The 18,490-nt window shown below is 70.5% G+C and carries 17 protein-coding genes; 10 read left to right on the forward strand and 7 right to left on the reverse strand.

The window, feature by feature from the left end; all coding sequences use genetic code 11:
- Positions 1 to 667 precede the first annotated feature (667 nt).
- The 6 genes from QF037_RS26155 (at position 668) to rsgA (ending at position 7,945) form a co-directional block, all read left to right on the forward strand.
- Positions 668 to 1,255 carry a hypothetical protein gene (locus tag QF037_RS26155; RefSeq protein WP_307029171.1) on the forward strand — a complete coding sequence of 196 codons (588 nt, stop codon included), beginning with the start codon at positions 668 to 670 and terminating at the stop codon, positions 1,253 to 1,255.
- Positions 1,256 to 1,345: 90 nt separating this feature from the next.
- Complete coding sequence (locus QF037_RS26160) at positions 1,346 to 3,130, forward strand: non-ribosomal peptide synthetase (RefSeq protein WP_307029173.1); 1,785 nt, start codon at positions 1,346 to 1,348, stop codon at positions 3,128 to 3,130.
- Positions 3,131 to 3,149: 19 nt separating this feature from the next.
- Complete coding sequence (locus tag QF037_RS26165; RefSeq protein WP_307029175.1) at positions 3,150 to 4,451, forward strand: cytochrome P450; 1,302 nt, start codon at positions 3,150 to 3,152, stop codon at positions 4,449 to 4,451.
- Positions 4,452 to 4,497: 46 nt separating this feature from the next.
- Positions 4,498 to 5,256, forward strand: a complete 759-nt coding sequence (locus QF037_RS26170) for a thioesterase II family protein (protein WP_307029177.1) — start codon at positions 4,498 to 4,500, stop codon at positions 5,254 to 5,256.
- 56 nt (positions 5,257 to 5,312) lie between these two features.
- Positions 5,313 to 6,578, forward strand: a complete 1,266-nt coding sequence (locus tag QF037_RS26175; RefSeq protein ID WP_307029180.1) for an MFS transporter — start codon at positions 5,313 to 5,315, stop codon at positions 6,576 to 6,578.
- A 239-nt stretch (positions 6,579 to 6,817) separates the two neighbouring features.
- Complete coding sequence (gene rsgA / locus QF037_RS26180; protein ID WP_307029182.1) at positions 6,818 to 7,945, forward strand: ribosome small subunit-dependent GTPase A; 1,128 nt, start codon at positions 6,818 to 6,820, stop codon at positions 7,943 to 7,945.
- Between the two features lie 31 nt (positions 7,946 to 7,976).
- Here rsgA and QF037_RS26185 read toward each other — a convergent pair whose 3' ends face one another.
- Positions 7,977 to 10,496, reverse strand: coding sequence for a helicase C-terminal domain-containing protein (locus tag QF037_RS26185; protein WP_307029185.1), 2,520 nt, complete (start codon positions 10,494 to 10,496; stop codon positions 7,977 to 7,979).
- Between the two features lie 153 nt (positions 10,497 to 10,649).
- Here QF037_RS26185 and QF037_RS26190 point away from each other — a divergent pair, with 153 nt between their 5' ends.
- Together QF037_RS26190 and QF037_RS26195 are read left to right on the forward strand one after the other, a co-directional pair.
- Positions 10,650 to 11,663 carry a hypothetical protein gene (locus QF037_RS26190; protein WP_307029187.1) on the forward strand — a complete coding sequence of 338 codons (1,014 nt, stop codon included), beginning with the start codon at positions 10,650 to 10,652 and terminating at the stop codon, positions 11,661 to 11,663.
- 23 nt (positions 11,664 to 11,686) lie between these two features.
- On the forward strand, positions 11,687 to 12,328 hold the full coding sequence (locus QF037_RS26195) for an HAD family hydrolase (protein WP_307029189.1): 642 nt from the start codon (positions 11,687 to 11,689) through the stop codon (positions 12,326 to 12,328).
- Here the strand turns inward: QF037_RS26195 and QF037_RS26200 are convergent.
- Positions 12,307 to 12,555 carry a hypothetical protein gene (locus QF037_RS26200; RefSeq protein ID WP_307029191.1) on the reverse strand — a complete coding sequence of 83 codons (249 nt, stop codon included), beginning with the start codon at positions 12,553 to 12,555 and terminating at the stop codon, positions 12,307 to 12,309. The genes QF037_RS26195 and QF037_RS26200 overlap by 22 nt on opposite strands.
- Before the next feature lie 164 nt (positions 12,556 to 12,719).
- Between QF037_RS26200 and QF037_RS26205 the strand changes: the two genes are divergently transcribed.
- Positions 12,720 to 13,103 carry a cold-shock protein gene (locus QF037_RS26205; RefSeq protein ID WP_046259101.1) on the forward strand — a complete coding sequence of 128 codons (384 nt, stop codon included), beginning with the start codon at positions 12,720 to 12,722 and terminating at the stop codon, positions 13,101 to 13,103.
- A gap of 13 nt (positions 13,104 to 13,116) precedes the next feature.
- Here QF037_RS26205 and QF037_RS26210 read toward each other — a convergent pair whose 3' ends face one another.
- Genes QF037_RS26210 through QF037_RS26225 form a run of 4 tightly spaced genes read right to left on the reverse strand, consistent with a single transcriptional unit; the run spans position 13,117 to position 16,608 of the window.
- On the reverse strand, positions 13,117 to 13,962 hold the full coding sequence (locus tag QF037_RS26210) for a 1,4-dihydroxy-6-naphthoate synthase (protein WP_307029193.1): 846 nt from the start codon (positions 13,960 to 13,962) through the stop codon (positions 13,117 to 13,119).
- Positions 13,952 to 14,596 carry a futalosine hydrolase gene (locus QF037_RS26215; protein WP_307029195.1) on the reverse strand — a complete coding sequence of 215 codons (645 nt, stop codon included), beginning with the start codon at positions 14,594 to 14,596 and terminating at the stop codon, positions 13,952 to 13,954. Before QF037_RS26215 ends, QF037_RS26210 begins: the two co-directional genes overlap by 11 nt.
- Before the next feature lie 14 nt (positions 14,597 to 14,610).
- Entirely contained in the window at positions 14,611 to 15,114 is a 504-nt protein-coding gene (locus QF037_RS26220) for a hypothetical protein (protein WP_307029197.1), read from the reverse strand.
- Positions 15,115 to 15,174: 60 nt separating this feature from the next.
- The gene (locus QF037_RS26225; protein ID WP_307029198.1) at positions 15,175 to 16,608 is read right to left on the reverse strand and encodes an MFS transporter; all 1,434 of its coding nucleotides are present in this window, start codon (positions 16,606 to 16,608) and stop codon (positions 15,175 to 15,177) included.
- A gap of 303 nt (positions 16,609 to 16,911) precedes the next feature.
- Between QF037_RS26225 and QF037_RS26230 the strand changes: the two genes are divergently transcribed.
- Positions 16,912 to 17,838 carry a DUF3027 domain-containing protein gene (locus QF037_RS26230; protein ID WP_307029200.1) on the forward strand — a complete coding sequence of 309 codons (927 nt, stop codon included), beginning with the start codon at positions 16,912 to 16,914 and terminating at the stop codon, positions 17,836 to 17,838.
- A gap of 15 nt (positions 17,839 to 17,853) precedes the next feature.
- On the opposite strand, the gene QF037_RS26235 is transcribed toward QF037_RS26230, so the two are convergent.
- Positions 17,854 to 18,462 carry a Uma2 family endonuclease gene (locus QF037_RS26235; protein ID WP_307029202.1) on the reverse strand — a complete coding sequence of 203 codons (609 nt, stop codon included), beginning with the start codon at positions 18,460 to 18,462 and terminating at the stop codon, positions 17,854 to 17,856.
- Between the last annotated feature and the right edge of the window lie 28 nt (positions 18,463 to 18,490).

Genomic DNA, 18,490 nt, shown 5'->3' on the forward strand with positions numbered 1-18,490 from the left:
AGTGCAGCCGAAATCGGAAGGAAATAGCTTTACAAGGGGGCGGTAGAATACCGATGGATTCTCGATGGATTCCCGATGGAGATTGCGGGCGAGAGGCACTGATGATCGAAATCCCTCGCCACTGTCGTCGGAATTAAAGCACGGCCTGTCCCGTTCGCGCCAGACCGTTTGAGGTTCACCGAACAGCCCCTCCTTTTCTCGTTATAAGCACTCTTGATCAGGCATGAACTGAGCCACGAAAGCCTGGTTCCAGACATCTGTCGCCGACTCTTGCGGCGGACGTCATAGGAATTCCCAAGGCAGCCTCGAGCCGTTTTCGAGGGGGCGCGCAGGATTCGGGCGGGCACGCGTCCTCGCCCTAGCGAGAGTCGAGAAAAGTCCATTGCCCTGCGCGGAACGGTTGGGCTATTCTTCAAATCCGATCAAGGAGTCGAGAGCATCATCCGGTGCAGTGCGAAAGCATATAAATCCTGCCGTTCTTTGGCGCGGTACACAGCTGAGGGGGATTGTGCGCGTCGTGTCGGATCTGGGTATCCCCATCATCGAGTCTCAATTCAACGGGCCGCCGCATTCTGCACAGGGCGGTTATGCGTGTGGCCTCTTTGCCGGTCTGATCACGCCCGGCGAGCGTGCTGCCGCAGCCGTGACGCTCCTGTCCCCACCGCCGATGGACACTCCTCTCGAGTTCCACCGAGGAGAGCGCAGGTCCCAGATCCGGCTGGCCGGAGAACTCATTGCCACGGTTACTGAGGTGGCCGGTGAGCCGACTGGAACCGATCCCCTCTCCCCCGCCGAGGCCGAGCAGGCCGCTCGCGGCTTCCGGGGGTTCACCGGGCATCCCTTCCCGACGTGCTTCGTCTGCGGCCATGCGCGCCCGGCCGCCGACGGACTCGCGCTGACCCCCGGTCCGGTGGAAGGGCGGCCGGGGACCGTCGCCTGTCTGTGGACTCCCGCGGACGACCAGGCGGATGCCAACGGCCGTGTCCGCGATGAGATCGTCTGGAGCGTGCTGGACTGTCCCGGCGGGTGGACAGGCGATCCGGTCCACGAGCCCATGGTGCTCAGCAGGATGACCGCGGTGATCACCCGGCCACCGACCCCGGGTCATACCTATGTCGTGGTCGGCACGCTGCGGCGTAAGAACGCCAGAACCTCCTCCGTCGACACCGCCGTCTTCGACGCGTCACAACAGCTTCTCGGCAAGGCGTCAGCGGTCTGGACCGCCGTGCCCGATGGGCTGCCCTCGGCCGACTGACCGCCGGCACGGATGAACTCACAGAACGGATGGAGAATGTCGACGAGAACCGCATGGGACGGGTCGGTTGGCACTGTGACCGCAGCATCGGTGCACTCCCTCTTAGCGAGGCAGGCCGCTCTCAACCCGGACGGCGTGGCGCTCAGCGCACACGACGAGGACCTGACCTTCGCCGAACTGGACACCCGCTCCAACCAATTGGCCAACCAGCTGCACGGCCTGGGGATCGGCATCGAGGACAGCGTGGGAATCTGCCTGGACCGCTCGGCAGGACTGATAGTCGCCCTGCTCGCCGTTCTCAAATCCGGTGGCGGCTACGTCGCGCTGGACCCCAGACAGCCCCGGGAGCGCCACGCCACTCTTCTGGAGGACTCCGGCGCCAAGGTCGTCATCACCACGGCCGACTTCGCCGAGCGGCTCGGCCGGACGGCCGCCACAATCCTTCTCGACGCTTCCCCCGCACCCTTCGCGTCCTTTCCCGCGACACTGCCCACCGTACCTTCGGCGCCGAAGAACACCGCGTACATCGCGTACACCTCGGGGTCGACAGGAAAACCCAAGGGTGTGCGCGTGCCCCATCAGGCGGTTGTACGCCTGGTGATCGACGCCGACTTCCTGCCGATACGGCCCGACGATGTCTTCCTGCACTTCGCACCCGTGGCCTTCGACGCCTCCACCCTCGAGATCTGGGGCGCGCTGCTCAATGGCTGCCGTCTGGTCGTGGCTCCCCCCGGCGAGCTCACCCCCGCCGACCTCACCGCGATCATCGCGAAGAACAAGGTCACCGTCGCCTGGCTGACCGCGGGGCTGTTCCACGCCGTGATCGAGTCCGGCACCCAGGACCTCCGCGAGCTGCGTTACCTGATCGCCGGCGGTGATGTGCTCTCCGCCGCACATATCGACCGCGCGCTGCGTGAGCTGCCGAACACCACCCTGGTCAACGGCTACGGGCCCACGGAGAACACCACGTTCACCACCTGTCACACCTTCGACGGCGCCGTGGCGGACGGTCCGGTCCCCATCGGGCGGCCCATCCACGGCACCAGCGTCCACCTCCTCGACGAGAGCCTCGAACGAGTCATGGACGGTGAGATCGGGGAGCTGTACGCGGCGGGCCTCGGCCTGGCCCATGGATACCTCAACAACCCCGCACTGACCGCGGACCGGTTCGTACCGAACCCGTACTCGGACACGCCGGGCGAGCGGATGTACCGCACCGGCGACCTGGCCCGCCGCCGCCCCGACGGCGCGCTCGAATTCCACGGCAGGGCCGACGACCAGGTCAAGATCCGTGGCTTCCGGATAGAGCCCGGCGAGGTCGAGACCGTCCTGCGCGCCCACCCCGAGATCGCCGATGTCGCGGTCGTCGCGCAGGGGGAGCCGGGCGTGGACCGCCACCTGACGGCCTGCTACGTCAGCGAAGCGGCCGTCCCCACCGCCGAGTTGCGCCGGCACCTGGCGCAGAGCCTGCCCGCCTTCATGCTTCCCGCCGTCTTCCTCCGGATCGACGCCCTGCCGCTCAACTCCAACGGCAAGGTGGACCGGGCGCGGCTGGCCGCGACGCCGAAGCCCGAACGCCCCGAGCTGAGTGCCGACTACCGGGCCCCCGACACCGAGGTGGCGGCGTGGCTCGCCGAACTCTGGGCCGATTTCATGGAGTTCTCCCCGGTCGGCATCGACGACGACTTCTTCGAGCTCGGTGGCCACTCCCTGATGGCCGTCCGTATCACCGGTGAGATCAGCGCCGAGTACGACGTGAACGTGCCGCCGGTGGCCTTCTACGAGAACCCGACGATCGACGAACTGTCGGCGTACATCACCGGATTGCTGGCCAAGGGCGAGAGCGACGGCCCCCCGGCCGGGCGACCGGCCTGAACAGGAGACGGCGAAACCGATGAAGATATCCATCCCGAACCCCGGCAGCACCGACATCGACCTGAACACGGTGGACCTGTTCGACCCCGCGCTCTACGCCGGTGGTGACCCCCACGCCATCTGGTCGCTCATGCGCGAGCGGTCCCCCGTGCACCGTCAGACCCTCGCCGACGGCCGCTCATTCTGGTCGGTGACCAAGTACCACGACGTCAATGACGTCCTGCGCGACCACACACGGTTCACCTCACACCGCGGCACCCTGCTGTCCATCCTGGGCGGTACGGACCCGGCCGGCGGCAAGATGATGGCGGCGAGTGATCCGCCCGTGCACACCGCCATGCGCGAGCCGATGAACAAGGTGCTCTCCCACCGCGCCCTCAAGTCCCGCCAGCCGCAGATCCGCAGGGTGGTGCACCGGCTGCTCGCCCCGCTGCTGGACGGCGGCATCTGGGACGTCGCCGCGGTCGGCGCGGGCTTCCCGATGGCGTTCACCGGCACCCTGATGGGGCTGCCCGAGGCCGACTGGCCCCGGCTCACCCGTCTGACGACGATGGCCGTCGCCCCCGACGACCCCGAGTACCGTCAGTCAGAAGGCGAGGGCACCCTTTCCGCCGCACACCACGAACTCTTCGCGTACTTCTCCGGCCAGGTCAAGCGGCGTGTCAGGCACGGATTCGCCGACGACGATCTGATCGGCTTCCTGACGGAGCTGAAGGTCGACGGCAGAAAGCTGCGGCATGACGAGATCGTCTACAACTGCTACAGCCTTCTCCTGGGCGCCAACGTCACCACACCGCACGCGATCGCGGGCACCGTGCTGGCGCTGATCGAGCACCCGCAGGAGTATCGGCGGCTGCTGGCCGATCCGTCCCTGATCTCCGGCGCCGTCGAGGAGGGGCTGCGCTGGGCCTCCCCCGCCAACCACTTCATGCGCTACGTCACCCAGGACATCACCCTGCGCGACCAGGAGCTGAAGGCCGGAGACGCGGTCGTGGCCTGGCTGGGCTCGGCCAACCGCGACGAAGAGGTCTTCGCCGACCCGTTCCGCTTCGATGTGAGCCGTTCCCCCAACCGCCATGTGGCCTTCGGGTTCGGGCCCCACTACTGCATCGGGGCCCCCTTGGCCCGGATAGCGCTGCGGCTGCTGTTCGAAGAGATCGTCGCCACCGTCGACACCTTCACCCCCGCCGGTCCCGTCGAGCACCTGACCTCCAACTTCGTGGCGGGCTTCAAGAGCATGCCACTCACCGCGCGGCTGCACGAAGCCGCCGCCCAGGTTCTCGACGAAGCCGTCACCGTGGACGGCCCCGTACCGGCCTGAGGCCGCCACGGTCTTCGACTCACTCACCGAGAAAGTGGGGTGGCCCATGCCCTCGACCCGTCGCCCGAACAAGATGCTGCTGCGGCCCCCGAAGCAGGACAGCACGGCGAGGCTCTTCTGCTTCCCGTACTCCGGCCTCGGCGCATCGATGTACAACAAGTGGCCCGACCGCGTCGGCGACATCGAGATCTGCCGCATTCAGCCACCGGGCCGCGAGAACCGCATCCGCGAGCCCCACTACGGCACCTACGAAGAGCTCGCCGAGCAGACGGTCGAGGCGCTGCTGCCGCACTTCGACCGGCCCTTCGCCTTCTTCGGCCACTGCGGCGGTGCTCTGCCCGGCTTCGCCACCGCGCTGCACCTTGCGAACTCCGGACTGCCCACCCCCCGTACGCTGTTCGTCTCCTCCCAAGTCGCCCCGCATATAGGCCCCTTCGGGCGTTTTCTGGAGATGACCAATACCGAACTGGCTGTGGAGCTGGCCGAACTGACCAGGTCAATGGGCGGCACTCCCACCCCGGACATGATCCAGATGAGCCTACGGGTCCTGCGCGCCGATGTGACCGCCAACCAGAAGTACCACCTGGCGGCACCGGTGCCGCTGCCCTGCGAGATCCGGGTGATCGGCTGGCGCGAGGACCAGGAGATCCGCCCCGATCAGATGACGGAATGGAGCGCGTACACGGACGCCGGAAAATACACCGACACCCTCCTGGAGGGCGGCCACCACGCCTTCCTCGATGCTCCGGCCGAGTTGCTCGCCGAACTGACGCGGACGCTGCGGACCACGGAGTCACAGCGCTGACCCGCCACCACCCTCGAATGCCCCCCACGCCCCTATGAATGGCGGACTCTGACCCCATGCGAGCCCCTGCTGCCCCGTCAACCCCCATCGCGGGTTTCCGGCGATTGCTGGCCGGCCGGACGCTGTCCGTGCTGGCCACCTGTCTGGTACCCACCGCCTTGACCCTGGCGGTCATCCATGCCACCGGCTCGGCCACCGACCTCGGTCTGGTGCTGGCCTGTGAACTGATCCCGCAGCTGGTGTTGTTGCCGGTAGGCGGGGTGCTCGCCGACCGGCTCCCGCCTCAACGCGTGGCATTCGCCGCCGACTTGGTACGTGGCCTTATCCAACTGATCATTGGTGTGGAGCTGTTGCTCGGCACCGTCAACATCCTCCATCTCTCCGTCCTGTCCGCGATCACCGGCGCCGCCGTCGCCATCGGCACGCCCACGGTGTCGCCGCTGGTGACCGCGGTGGTGCCCCCGGAGGCCCGGCTCCGCGCCAACAGCCACCTCGGTACGGCACGCGGCATCGCCCTTGTCGCCGGGCCCGGCATCGTCGGCGTCATGGTGATCACCATCGGCGTCGGCTGGTCGTTCGTGCTCACCGCGGCGCTGTTCATCGTGGCCGCCGCCACACTGGGCGGTCTGAAGGTGACGCGACACGAGCGTCCGGCGGGCAACAGCACTTTCATGAAGGACCTGGCCGAGGGGTGGCAGGTGGTCCGCTCGCACCGCTGGTTCTGGACCAATCTGATCGGCCACGGCATCTCCAACCTGACCGCGGGCGTCCTGATGACGCTCGGGCCGCTCATCGCGCTCCGCGAACTGGGCGGTGACGTCTCCTGGGTGATCACCTACCAGTGCGGCATGGTCGGCCTGCTGCTCGGTGCCTATCTGGCCCCGCGGCTTCCCATCCCGCGCCCGCTCGTCGCGACCTCGCTCGGCGGTGCCGTCTTCGCCCTGCCGCTGCTGACGTTCGCGGTGCCCGCGCCGACGGCGGTGAACGCGGCCGCGTACTTCGTGGCGATGCTCGGGCTGGGCGTGCTCAACACCGTGTGGCAGACCGTGATGCAGCAGCGGTTCGAGTCGCACACCCTGGCCCGGGCCGACTCCTACGACGCGCTGCTCTCCTTCGCCGCGCGTCCGCTCGGCCTCGCCCTGGCAGCCCCGGTCGCCGCCACGACCGGCAACGCCGCAGTGCTGGTCTTCGCCGCCGTCCTCGTGGGAGGCAGCAGCCTCGGGCTGCTGACGCTGCGTGAGGTACGCACCATGGGCTTTGTCACCGGGGAGGTGCCCCCGCAGAAGTCGGCACCGGAAGCGGCGGCCGAGCACCGTAAATAGTGGGCTGGCGCGGCCCTTCGGGGCTGGGCTAGGCTCGGCATGTTCGAGATGTCCTTGTCGGACTGTCAGCGTTGGCTGTTGAGGGAGGTGTGTATCGATGACTCTCATTGCGATGAGTGCTGCCCGCATCCAGAAGATCGTCAATTCCGCCTCCGTGGTCTCCGGCTAACGCAACTCCTCCCTTTTTTCGTGCCGTTGGCGCGCATGGCCGGGACCTCTCCTTCCTGAAGGGCCTCCCGTTGTTCAGTCTCGACATTTCCTCCGCACACCCCCTGACCGCCTACGGCTGGGACGAGGCGTTCGCGGACAGTTTCGCCACGCATGCCGGGCAGGATCTCCTGCCCGGCCGGATCGTCCGTGTGCATCGCGGGCGCGTGGACGCAGTGGTGCCCGACGGGGACGACGTCCGTACGGTGTCGGCGGACACGGCACTGGTGGCGACCGGTGACCCGATGCGGGTGCCGTGCACGGGCGACTGGGCCGTGATCGATCTCGAGAACGGTGCGACCGACGACGCGGACGGCGTGGTGCGGTCCTTGCTGCCCCGCCGAACGGCGATCGTACGGTCCTCTTCCTCGAAGCGCTCCGAGGCGCAGATCCTCGCCGCCAACGTGAACCACGCGGTCATCGCCGTCTCGCTCGCCGCCGAACTCGACCTGGGGCGTATCGAGCGCTTTCTGTCCCTGGCGTGGGAGAGCGGCGCCGAGCCGCTGGTGGTGCTCACCAAAGCGGACCTGGTGGACAACCCGGCCGTGCTGTCCTATCTGCTCTCCGAGGCGGAGGCCGCGGCACCCGGTGTCCAGGTGCTGGCCGTCAGCTCCGAGACGGGTGACGGGATCGAGGTGCTGTCCGCGATCCTCGCGGACAGCACCTCCGTGCTGCTCGGCCAGTCCGGCGCGGGCAAGTCCACCCTCGCCAACGCGCTGCTCGGCGAGAGCGTCCAGGACGTCCAGGCCACTCGTGACCAGGACGGCAAGGGCCGGCACACCACGACGACCCGTGATCTGCTGCGGCTGCCCTGGGGTGGGGTGCTCATCGACACTCCAGGACTACGGGGTGTCGGTATCTGGGACGCGGAGTCCGGGCTCGCGCAGACCTTCTCGGACATCGAATCGCTGGCCGGGGAATGCCGTTTCCTCGACTGCGCGCATCTCTCGGAGCCGGGGTGCGCCGTTCTGGAAGCGATCGAGCGGGGGGCGCTGCCGGAGCGGCGGCTGGAGAGCTACCGCAAGCTCATGCGGGAGAACCAGTGGATGTTGGCCAAGACCGATGCCCGGCTGCACTCGGAGATGCGTAAGGACTGGAAGCAGATGAGGGCCACCCACCACCACATGCTGGAGCGCAAGCGCGGCGGCCCCCAGCGCTGACGCTCTCGTTGATCCGCAGACCACGCGCGCCCTAGTCCTCCGCCAACTCCGCCACCCCCGTGATCCGATGCAACGGATACGTCCGTACCTCGTCCGCCGTGTGGTCGTACGCCGTCACGAAGCCGCCCTCGACGCGGATCGGGGCGATGACGCGCTGGCTGGCGGAGCCCTCCGCGTTGACGTAGCCGATCCACAGGGCCTCGTTGGTGAGGACGGCGGCCTGCATGGTGGCGAGGGTCTCGGCGGCGCTGGTGCGGGGGAGCTCGCCGGTGGTGCCGTGGTCGGGGCTCTCCTTGCGCGGGGTCGTGGAGGCCAGGTCGCCCGCGCGGATCGCGCGGATCGCCGCCGACAGGAGTGTGGCGTCCGGCACCGGCGGGCCGTCCGGGACCGGCTCCGGCGCCGTGCGCGGCGGGGTGCGGTGGGCGTGGGCGCGGGCGATCAGGACGTCGCCCTCGGCGGACTCGGCGGCCGGCGCGAAGCCCATCTGACGCAGCCCCTCCAGGAGCACGGTCGGCTCGGCCTGGGCGGCCAGGACTGTGGGGGCCAGCCGGCGCAGGCCCAGGCCAGCGGCGCGCTTGTCGGCGACGATCTCGTTCAGCAGGGCGTCGTCGTCGCAGCGGACGTAGGCCGAGGCCGCGCCGACGCGCAGATGGCCGTGTCTGCGGGCCACGTCGTCGATCAGATACGTCAGCGGCTGCGGGACCGGGGTGCGGGAGTGCGCGGCGAGGAACGCGTGCAGGTCGGAGGCGGCCTGCCCGGCGTCCAGCGCCCGGCGTACCGAGCCCGGCGTGAACCGGTACACCGTCGCCCCGCCCTTCGACTCCACGTCCGCCAGCACGTCGAGCACGTCCGCCAGGTGGCGCTGCAACGGGCCCGGGGCCACGGCGGTGAGGTCGGCCTGGAGCAGGACATGGTCCAGGGGTTCGGGCAGCAGCGGGGCGAGGAGACGGGCGGCCGCGGCGGAGGCCACGGCCTGCTCGGTCGGGGAGAGGGGCTCCACCGGGGACGCGGCGTGGTGGTGGACGGGCAGCTTGTCCCCGGGGCCCGACGGCTCCTCGCGGGGCGTCCTCGCCGGTGCCGCGCCCCACAGTGCCCGTCCCTGGGCCGACAGCGCTCCGCGTCCCGTGACTCCCAGCAGTTCCGCCTCGCTCAGCGTCCACTCGGTGAGCCGTGACCGCAGGTCGTCGTCCCGCTGGGGGCCTCGCAGCGGCCGTTCCCAGCGCAGCCGCGCCTGCACGGACTCCACGGACGGCGAGGCACCCTCCGGGAGACCGGCCAGCAGGGTCAGCACCCGGTGCCGTACCTCCGGGGCGGCGCTGCGGTCCAGGCCCGGGCCCAGCGCGGACAGGGTGCGGTCCTTCGCGTCCCGGCCGCCGACCAGGCCGGCCGTCCGGGTCGCCGTCAGCCAGGCCTCCGCGAGCCGCACCCAGCGTTCGGCCGAGGGCCGCTCCAGCCACTCGTCGTAGGCCGGGGTCGCCGCGTACCGCTCGTCGGCCTCCCCGTCGGAGGCGATCAGGCCGGCCGCGTAGGCGAGCTCGACCCAGAACGCGGCGACCGGCTCGGACACGTCCAGGGCGACGGCGGTCCGCTTGAGGTCGCGGACGCTCAGACCGCCGGCCCGCAGCACCACCGGGCCGCCCTCGTCCCAGTCCTTCAGCAGCTCCTCCACCGTCGCCAGCGCGGTGTACGCCTGTCCGGCCGCCGTCGCGTCCACCACCTGTGGACGGTGCGTGGCGATGGGCTCGACGGCCGGCGGCAGCGGTTCGGTGATCCGGTGCGCGAGCCCGCCGCGCAGATGCAGGGCCACCTCCCGCGGCAGTACGACCGTCCCGGGCGCCGTCGGCAGCAGCAGCCCCACGTCCAGGAGCCGCCGCAGCCGGACCGCGGGGTCCGCCGTGACCTGCCCGTACGGCGGCCCCCACACCAGGCGCCGCAGTACCTCCAGGGACTCCTCCGGGAGTTCGGCGAGCAGCGTCGCCATCCGCTCGCGGTCGGTGAACAGCCCGGTCAGCGCGGCGACGGCGGTCACCGAGTCGTGCGTCGACGGCAGCCCGGCCGCGGTCACGATCTCCTGGATCCGGCCCGGCGACATCCCTGCCGTGGCCTCCTGCACCGTCGGCCCGAGCCCTGTCGGCGACGGATGCTGCGGCGAGGGCGCCAGCAGCTCCCGCGCGGTCCGCACCAGCCGCAGCCGCTCGTCCTCGCCCCACACCAGCGCCTGCTCCCGCAGGGTCCCGAGGGCACGCGGCAGCGCTCCGGCGACGGCGGGCGCCCCGGCGTCCCCCGCCAGCAGCCCCAGCAACTCCGCGTACGACGCCGGTTCCCCCGCTACGGCCAGCGCCTCCGCGGTCTGCAACGCGAACCGGTCCAGGCGCTCCAGAGCACGCACGACCGAGGCACGGGTGCCGGCCCTCGTGGCGAGCTGGGTGAGGTCGGTGGGGACGGGGGTGACGAGATCGGGGCGGGCACGCAGGAGCGCGCCCAGTGAGGCGTCGTCCCGGACGCGGAGAGCCTCTGCGAGGGAGCGGGGCGGTGTGGCCGAGGTGCTCATCCGACCCACGTTAGCGGGTGGCTGCGACGGCGAGACCCGGGTCCGTGGGTCGGGAGCCGGCCGACGGCACGACCGCGCGTGGCTACGTCGGTCGCATCCCGCGCGATACGGTCATCCCCGGGGATTCAACGCGCCGCCCCCCGGAGGGACTTCGTGGGTATCGAGAGCGACCAGGTCGTCTACGAGTATCTGAGCCGCGTCGGGGACGTGGCCCAGCAGCGGCAGTTGCCGTCCGGCACCCGGATGCGCCTGGTCTCGGAGCTGCGCAACGAGATCGACCGGCGCCGGGCGAAGGTCCCCGTGGACAGTCCCGCGGCCGTGCGCCGGATCATCGCCCTTCTCGGCAGCCCCGACGACGTCGTCACCGCGGCCGGGGGCACCTCCTCCGGGGGAGACACGACCGGCACTGGTGCCCCGCAGGCCCGGACCGCCCCGGCCCCCACCGCCGTCCCCGCGCAGCGGGACCGGGACACCGGCATCCCCCGTCCCAAGGGGCTGCGCCGTATCGTCCCCGTGCCGAAGCCGCGTCCCGCCGAGACGGTGGACGAGGCACCTGTGCCGCCCCACCTCGCGAGCGAGGCCGAGATCGGGAACAGCGCGCTCCAGCCGGACTGGTGGCGCACGGACAGCACCCCGTTCGGGGTCGGGGAGAGCCTCCCGGCGGGGTTCGTGGGCGGTGTGGAGATCCCGGAGCTGCTCAAGCCCCCGCCGCGCGAGCAGGAGCCGAAGCCGGTCGTCGAGAAGGCGCCGGAAGCCGAGCCCGCGACCGACGCCGCCGTCGACGAGGTTCCCGTCACGCGCCGCCGCCGGCTGCCTTCCCTCCCCAAGGGCAAGTGGACCAACCCCCTCCTGCTGATCGCCGCGGGTCTCCTCGTCGTGGGGTCGGTCCTCGGAAACCTCGTCGTCCTTCTCCTCGGCTGGCTCATCGCCTACGCCTCACGGAGGCTGACCGAGGCGGAGACCAAGTGGGCGGTGATGTTCCTGCCCGGCCTGGCGCTCACCGCCGGGGTCGTGTGGCTGTGGGGCCGCACCGAGGGCCGCTGGGGCGACCCCATCGTCAAGGGGCACATGAGCGACGCGATCGCCGACACCTGGCCGTGGGTGATCAGGGGCGCGGCCGTCGCGTCGGCCCTCTTCCTCGTCTGGCGATCCCAGAGGCAGCGGTAGGACGGTCGTACCGGCTGGGCACAATGGCCCATATGGCCACTGCACCCATCTCCGCCCCGACCGTCGGCTTCGACCTCGACATGACCCTCATAGACTCCCGCCCCGGCATCCGCGCCTGCTACCTGGAGCTGTCCGAACGGACCGGGACGTACATCGACGCCGACCTCGCGGTCACCCGGCTCGGGCCCCCGCTGGCGGAGGAGCTGGCCCACTGGTTCCCGGCGGACGAGATCCCGGCCATGGCCGACCTCTACCGGTCGCTGTACCCGGCCATCGCGATCGCCGCGTCGCCCGCCATGGCCGGCGCCCGTGAGGCGATCGCCGCCGTGCGGGCGGCCGGTGGGCGGGCGATCGTCGTGACCGCGAAGTACGAGCCCAGCGCCAAGCTGCACGTGGAGCATCTCGGCCTCGCCCCCGACGCGGTGATCGGCGATCTGTGGGCCGAGCAGAAGGCGGTGGCGCTGCGCGAGCACGGCGCGAGCGTCTACGTCGGCGACCACCTCGGGGACGTACGCGGCGCCCGGACCGCCGAGGCGCTCTCGGTCGCCGTGGCCACCGGCCCGTGCAGCGCGGCGGAGTTGACCGCGGCCGGTGCGGACGTGGTCCTCGCCGACCTCACCGGGTTCCCGGACTGGCTCGCCGGCTACCGTCCGGCCCGCGCCTGACGCCGCCCCGCCGCGATCGACTGGAGCACGCCCGCGCCGGCGAGCAGGAAGCCGACGCCCATCAGCATGCTCAGTCCGAACATGTACGTCGGAAAGGGCGTCGTTCCGAGGAGCAGCGGGGCCACGGTGACGAGTGTGGCCACCGTACCGATGAAGAACACGATGGCTCCGGCACGGATCAGTCGGTCACCGGGCGCCGCGGAATTCGTTTGGGTTTTGTCACGCACCGGACCAGGGTAGTTCCCTGCCCGAAGGAACAACCGGGCGACGTCTTGTCACCGGCCTGAAGACCATTAGCCTTGGTACCGGCGGGTCCCGACGACCCGCCCCAGTGCTATCAAGAGCCGTTTCAGAAGCAGTTTTCCGACGAGTACGAGGACGAGGAACAGACGTGCCTACCGGCAAGGTCAAGTGGTTCAACAGCGAGAAGGGCTTCGGCTTTCTCTCCCGCGACGACGGCGGTGACGTCTTCGTCCATTCCTCGGTCCTCCCCGCCGGAGTCGAGGCCCTGAAGCCGGGCCAGCGAGTGGAGTTCGGGGTCGTCGCCGGGCAGCGCGGTGACCAGGCCCTTTCCGTGGTCGTCCTCGATCCGACCCCGTCGGTCGCGGCGGCGACCCGTAAGAAGCCGGACGAGCTGGCCTCCATCGTCCAGGATCTGACGACCCTTCTCGAGAACATCACGCCGATGCTCGAAAGGGGCCGTTACCCCGACAAGGCCGCCGGCGGGAAGATCGCGGGCCTGCTGCGGGCGGTCGCCGACCAGCTCGACGTATAGAACTGCTGGATTTCTAGGGGAAAGCCAGTGCATTCGGGCCGAGGGGCGGCACCAGCCCCTCGGCCGCCGCACGTGTGAGGAGCCCCCGCACCGCCGCATAGCCGTCGACGCCGAGATCATGGGTGAACTCGTTGACGTACAGCCCGATGTGCTGGTCGGCGACGGCAGGATCCATCTCCTGGGCGTGCTCCATGACGTACGGGCGGGAGATCTCGGGGTCGTCCCAGGCGGCGCGCACCGATGTACGAATGGAATCGGCCAGGTTCGTCAGCGTCCGCGCGCCCAGCGACCGCTTGGCGATGATGGCGCCCAGCGGGATCGGCAGCCCGGTGGTGTTCTCCCAGTGCTCGCCCATGTCCGCGAGCTTGTGCAACCCGTAGTTCTGGTACGTGAAGCGCGCCTCGTGGATGACGAGCCCCGCGTCGACCTTCCCGTCCCGCACGGCGGGCATGATCTCGTGGAACGGCATGACGACGATCTCGCCGACACCGCCGGGGATCGTGTCCGCGGCCCACAACCGGAACAGCAGATACGCCGTCGACCGCTCGCTGGGCACGGCGACGGTACGGCCCGTCAGATCCCCCGGTCCACGGGTCAGCACCAGCGGCCCGCAGCCCCGCCCCAGCGCGCCGCCGCACGGCAGCAGCGCGTACTCGTCGAGGACGTACGGCAGTACGGCGTAGGACACCTTCAGCACGTCGAACTCACCGCGTTCGGCCATGCCGTTGGTGATGTCGATGTCCGCGAACGTCACGTCGAGCGCGGGCGCGCCGGGGACGCGGCCGTGGGCGAGGGCGTCGAAGACGAAGGTGTCGTTGGGGCAGGGGGAGTACGCGATCTGCATCGGGTCACCGGTCATGTCGGTTCCAACTCTCCAGTACGGGCGCGAGCTTCCCGAAGCCGTCGGTCAGCGCGGCGAGGGCGTCCGGAATCCGCCAGGCGGCACGGTCACGGGGCCCCACCGGATTGGACACGGCCCGCACCTCCAGCACCGGCACCCCGTGCAGGGCGGCGGCCTCGGCGACCCCGAACCCCTCCATGGCCTCGGCGAGGGCGGTGGGGTGCCGCTCGCGGAGCGCGGCCGCGCGGGCGGCGGTGCCGGTCACGGTGGAGACGGTGAGCACGGCGCCGCGGCGGGCTCCGGTGGCGGCCACGGCGTCCCGTACGAGTGCTTCCGGGGGACGGTGGGTGACGGTCCCGAACCCCAGCTCGGTCACCGGCACAAAGCCCTCGGCGGTCTCGGCGCCCAGATCGGCCGCGGTGATCTCGTCGGCGACGACGAGAGAGCCCACGGGGGCCTCCGGTGGGAAACCGCCGGCGATCCCGGCGGAGACGACGAGGCCGTAGGGGGTGCCTGCCAGTGCGGTGGCCGTGGCGGCGGCGGCGCGGGCGGGACCGACCCCGACGGCGACGACGTCGACCGGCGCCCCCTCAAACGCCCGGGCCACCGCGTCCCGTTCGACCGGGACCGCGGTGGCCACCAGGATGCGCATCGACGTCGTAGCGCTTACGCGTTGTCGTTGACGAGCTTGAAGTTCCAGACGCCCTTGAAGTCCTTGCTGGCTCCCGCGGACCCGGGCTTGTCCTGCTGGACGACGCTGATGTACAGCTGCTTCGGCGCGGCCTGACCCTGCTGGCTGGCGAAGAGGTCGACGCCCTGGAAGGAGTAGTACGTCGACGTGTAGACGTCGGTGACCTGCTGGCCGTTGATCCACAGCGCCCAGCCGGTGTCCGCGATCTCCGGGTCGACACCGATGCGCAGGGTCTCGCTCTGCGGGACGTCGATCGAGTCGGACGCCTTCTTCAGGGCGCACTTGGTGGCCTTCTCCTGGCCCAGGTTGTCGCCGTCCTCCCAGCACTCGGCCTCGGCGCTCACCGAGTTCTTGCCGACCGTGACGGTGGCGCGCGGCGTCGGCTTGTCGCACGCCGACAGGACGAGCAGTCCGGCGGAAACGGCGCCGGCGGCGGCGACAACGCGGCGGCGTCGCACAGCGGATTGCATCGTGGTCATGGCGGAAGGCTATAGGGCGGTACCAGCCGTCCCGTTACGCGGGGTGCGGCGTGCCGTGCGTTAGGCCACGCGCGTGCGGGGAGCGCTGCCGTGGCGGGCCGAGCGCAGCAGGCCCTTCACCGTCGCCAGCCAGCCCACGGCGACGATCGCGGCGGCCACCGACAGGCCCAGGGAGCCGTTCAGGGGCATCACGATGCCGACGGCGCCGCCGAACACCCAGGACACCTGGAGCAGGGTCTCCGAGCGCGCGAAGGCCGATGTACGGACCTGCTCGGGCACGTCCCGCTGGATCAGCGCGTCCAGGCACAGCTTGGACAGCGCCTGCGCGAACCCGGCGACCGCGGCGAGGACCGCGACCAGGAACGCCCCGAAGAAGATCGCGGCGGTGATCGCGACACCCAGGACGAACGCGACGACCGTCACGATGATGATCTCCGGAGCCCGCTGGCGCAGCGCCGCCCCCACCGCCGTGCCGAGCGCGTTGCCCACACCGGCCGACACGACCACGATGCCCAGCGACACCGCGGCGCTCTCCCCGGACAGCGGGTGCTCGCGCAGCAGGAACGCCAGGAAGAAGGTCAGGAACCCGGACAGGAAGCGCAGACCGGCGTTGGCGCCCAGGGCGTGGGTGACGGCGATGCCGACCGTGCGCAGCCCGGGACGCTTGACCGGCTGCCGGTGCGGCCCGTGGAGGTGGTCCTCGTCGGCGGCGAGCAGGGCGATGTCCTCGCCCTTGGCCGAGTCGACCTTCGGCGGCAGGGTGAAGGACAGGAACGTCCCCGCGATGAAGATCACGAAGGCGCCGTAGAGAGGCCAGCGCGGGCCCAGCGACTGCAGTCCCGCGGCGATCGGCGCGGCGATGCCGGTCGCGAGGAGCCCGCCGAGGGTGACCCGGGAATTGGCCTTCACCAGGGAGAAGCCGGGTGGCAGGAGGCGGGGCACCACGGCACTTCTGACCACGCCGTACGCCTTGGAGGACACGAGGACCCCGAGCGCCGCCGGATACATCTCGATGCTGCCGGTGACGACCGCCCCGGACAGCACCAGCGCCAGCAGGGCCCGGGCGAGCATCGCGCCGGCCATCGCGGCGCGGCGGCCGTGCGGCAGGCGGTCCAGGAGCGGGCCGATCACCGGGGCGAGGACAGTGAAGGGCGCCATGGTGATCGCGAGGTAGAGCGCGACACGCCCGCGGGCCTCGTCCGTGGGAACCGAGAAGAAGACCGTGGAGGCGAGCGCGACCGTGATCATCACATCGCCCGCGCCGTTCACACCGTGCAGCTCGATCAGCTTGCCCAGACCGGACTCCCCGGCCCCGTGGGCGTGCGTGGCCTTGCGGATGCCCCGGGCGGGTCCGGTGACCGGGAAGTGCAGGGCGCGTCCGACCGAGCGGAAGGAGCCGCGCACCCGGCCCGTGCCGTTGCGTCGGCTGCTCCCCTTGATCCCTTTGGCCCCACCGATCCCGGTGGCTCCTTGGGGTGTCTTCGCGGCTGCCACGACGTCATAGTGCCCCGACTGAGGCGTTCGTAGTGCGGTTACCGCGCGTATGGCCGCGCATTCACGGACTTGCCGTGGCCATACCGAGACCGGTGCGGGGGTGCCAAACGTCCCGTCGGTGTAGGCCGAGCGCACGCGAGCAGGTAGCGTGCGTATCTCAGCCATCTTGCACAATGGATGGCACAGGTGCGCCCGAGCGTGAGCGGGCGCGGACGTTGACGCGGTCCCCGGGTCCGCTCCGTCCGCCACCCTCGCCCCCGGCGTACGCACCTACAGTGACGGCGTAGGAGAGAAGCGATACCTGTGAGCGCAGCGACCACGCGAAGCCGCACCCCCGACCGCCTGTGCGCCGAGGCCGTCGACCTCGCACGCACCGCAGCCGAGGAGGCGGCGGCGCCAGGCGTCGTCGGTGAGCACGCCGGACTCGAGTCCGAGGGCGACCGTGTCGTCACGCACTTCTTCGAGTGCAAGGAACTCGGCTACCGGGGCTGGCGCTGGGCCGTCACGGTGGCGCGGGCATCCCGCGCGAAGATCGTGACGCTCGACGAAGTCGTGCTGTTGCCGGGCCCGGACGCCCTGCTGGCCCCCGAGTGGGTGCCGTGGAGCGAGCGCCTGCGCCCGGGCGACATGGGCCCCGGCGACCTGCTCCCCACCGACGCCGAGGACCTCCGCCTGGAACCCGGCTACTCCGGCGAGGACGAGCCGGTCCCGAGTTCCGCCGTCTCCGAGGAGATGGCCGAGCTGGTGGAGGCGGAGGACGCGGAGGTCACGGCCGGCACGCCGTCGAGCCTCCCCATGGCACCGACCCGGGGTTCGATCGCCTCGGTCGCCGAGGAACTGGGCATGCGCCGGGCCCGGGTCCTGTCCCGCTACGGCCTGCACATCGCCGCGGACCGCTGGGACGAGTCCTACGGCGCCAAGACCCCGATGGCACAGGCGGCCCCCGCGACCTGCGTCAGCTGCGGCTTCCTCCAGCCGATCGGCGGCTCCCTCGGCCAGGCCTTCGGCGTCTGCGCCAACGAGTTCGCCCCGGCGGACGGCCGCGTGGTCTCCCTGTCGTACGGCTGCGGCGGCCACTCCGAGGCGGCGATCATGCCGAAGCCCCCGCGCCCGGCGGCCCCGGTGATCGACGAGACCAAGGTCGACCCCTTCCCCCTGCGCCCGGCACCGGACTCCGGCTCGGTCCCGGCGATCCCGGACGAGGAAACGGCGGAACTGGGCCACTCGTAAGGGGTGTGACGGGCTTCACTCGTCGGTTGGCTGGTCCTTGTACCGCGGGAGGTTGTCCGTCTGGATCGTCCAGTTGTCGATGGTCACGTCCTCGCCGTACACGAAGTCTTTGCGCGTGGCGTAGCGCGGGCCCTCAGGGGTGGAATGGATGTCAGTGAGGATGGCGCCGGTGCCGGTACGGGGGTCGAAGATCGCGTAGATGGGGATGCCCATCAGCGGGTAGTCGCGCACCTTGGCGACCCAGTCGTTGTCCGGGTTGGAGCGGGAGACGACCTCGATGGCGGCGATGAGCGATCGAGGATCGAAGGACCCTGGGACATCCATGTCCACCATGGCGATCACCATCACGTCAGGGCGGCGCATGATGCCTTCGGCCTCGTCCTCGACGTCGGGCTCGCCGGTGTGGGCCACCATCTCTTCCGGCATCACCTTTTCGAGGCGCCTCCGGAGGTGCACGGTGGTCAGCTCGTGCGGACCGACGGGCGCCACCATGTCGTGAACGATCCCTTCCTTGGTGACTTCGAGCTTGCCGGGCAGGGTGTCGTCCGTGGACTGAACGAAGTCCCGCATGGCGCGGTATCGATGGGAAGCGCCTTGTCGCGCGTTGTCCGGTGCGATGGTCATGGCGCTCGCTCCTCGTCTGTGCCCAGGG

This window comes from Streptomyces canus (genome assembly GCF_030815415.1).
GTDB classification, from domain to species: Bacteria; Actinomycetota; Actinomycetes; order Streptomycetales; family Streptomycetaceae; genus Streptomyces; species Streptomyces canus_F.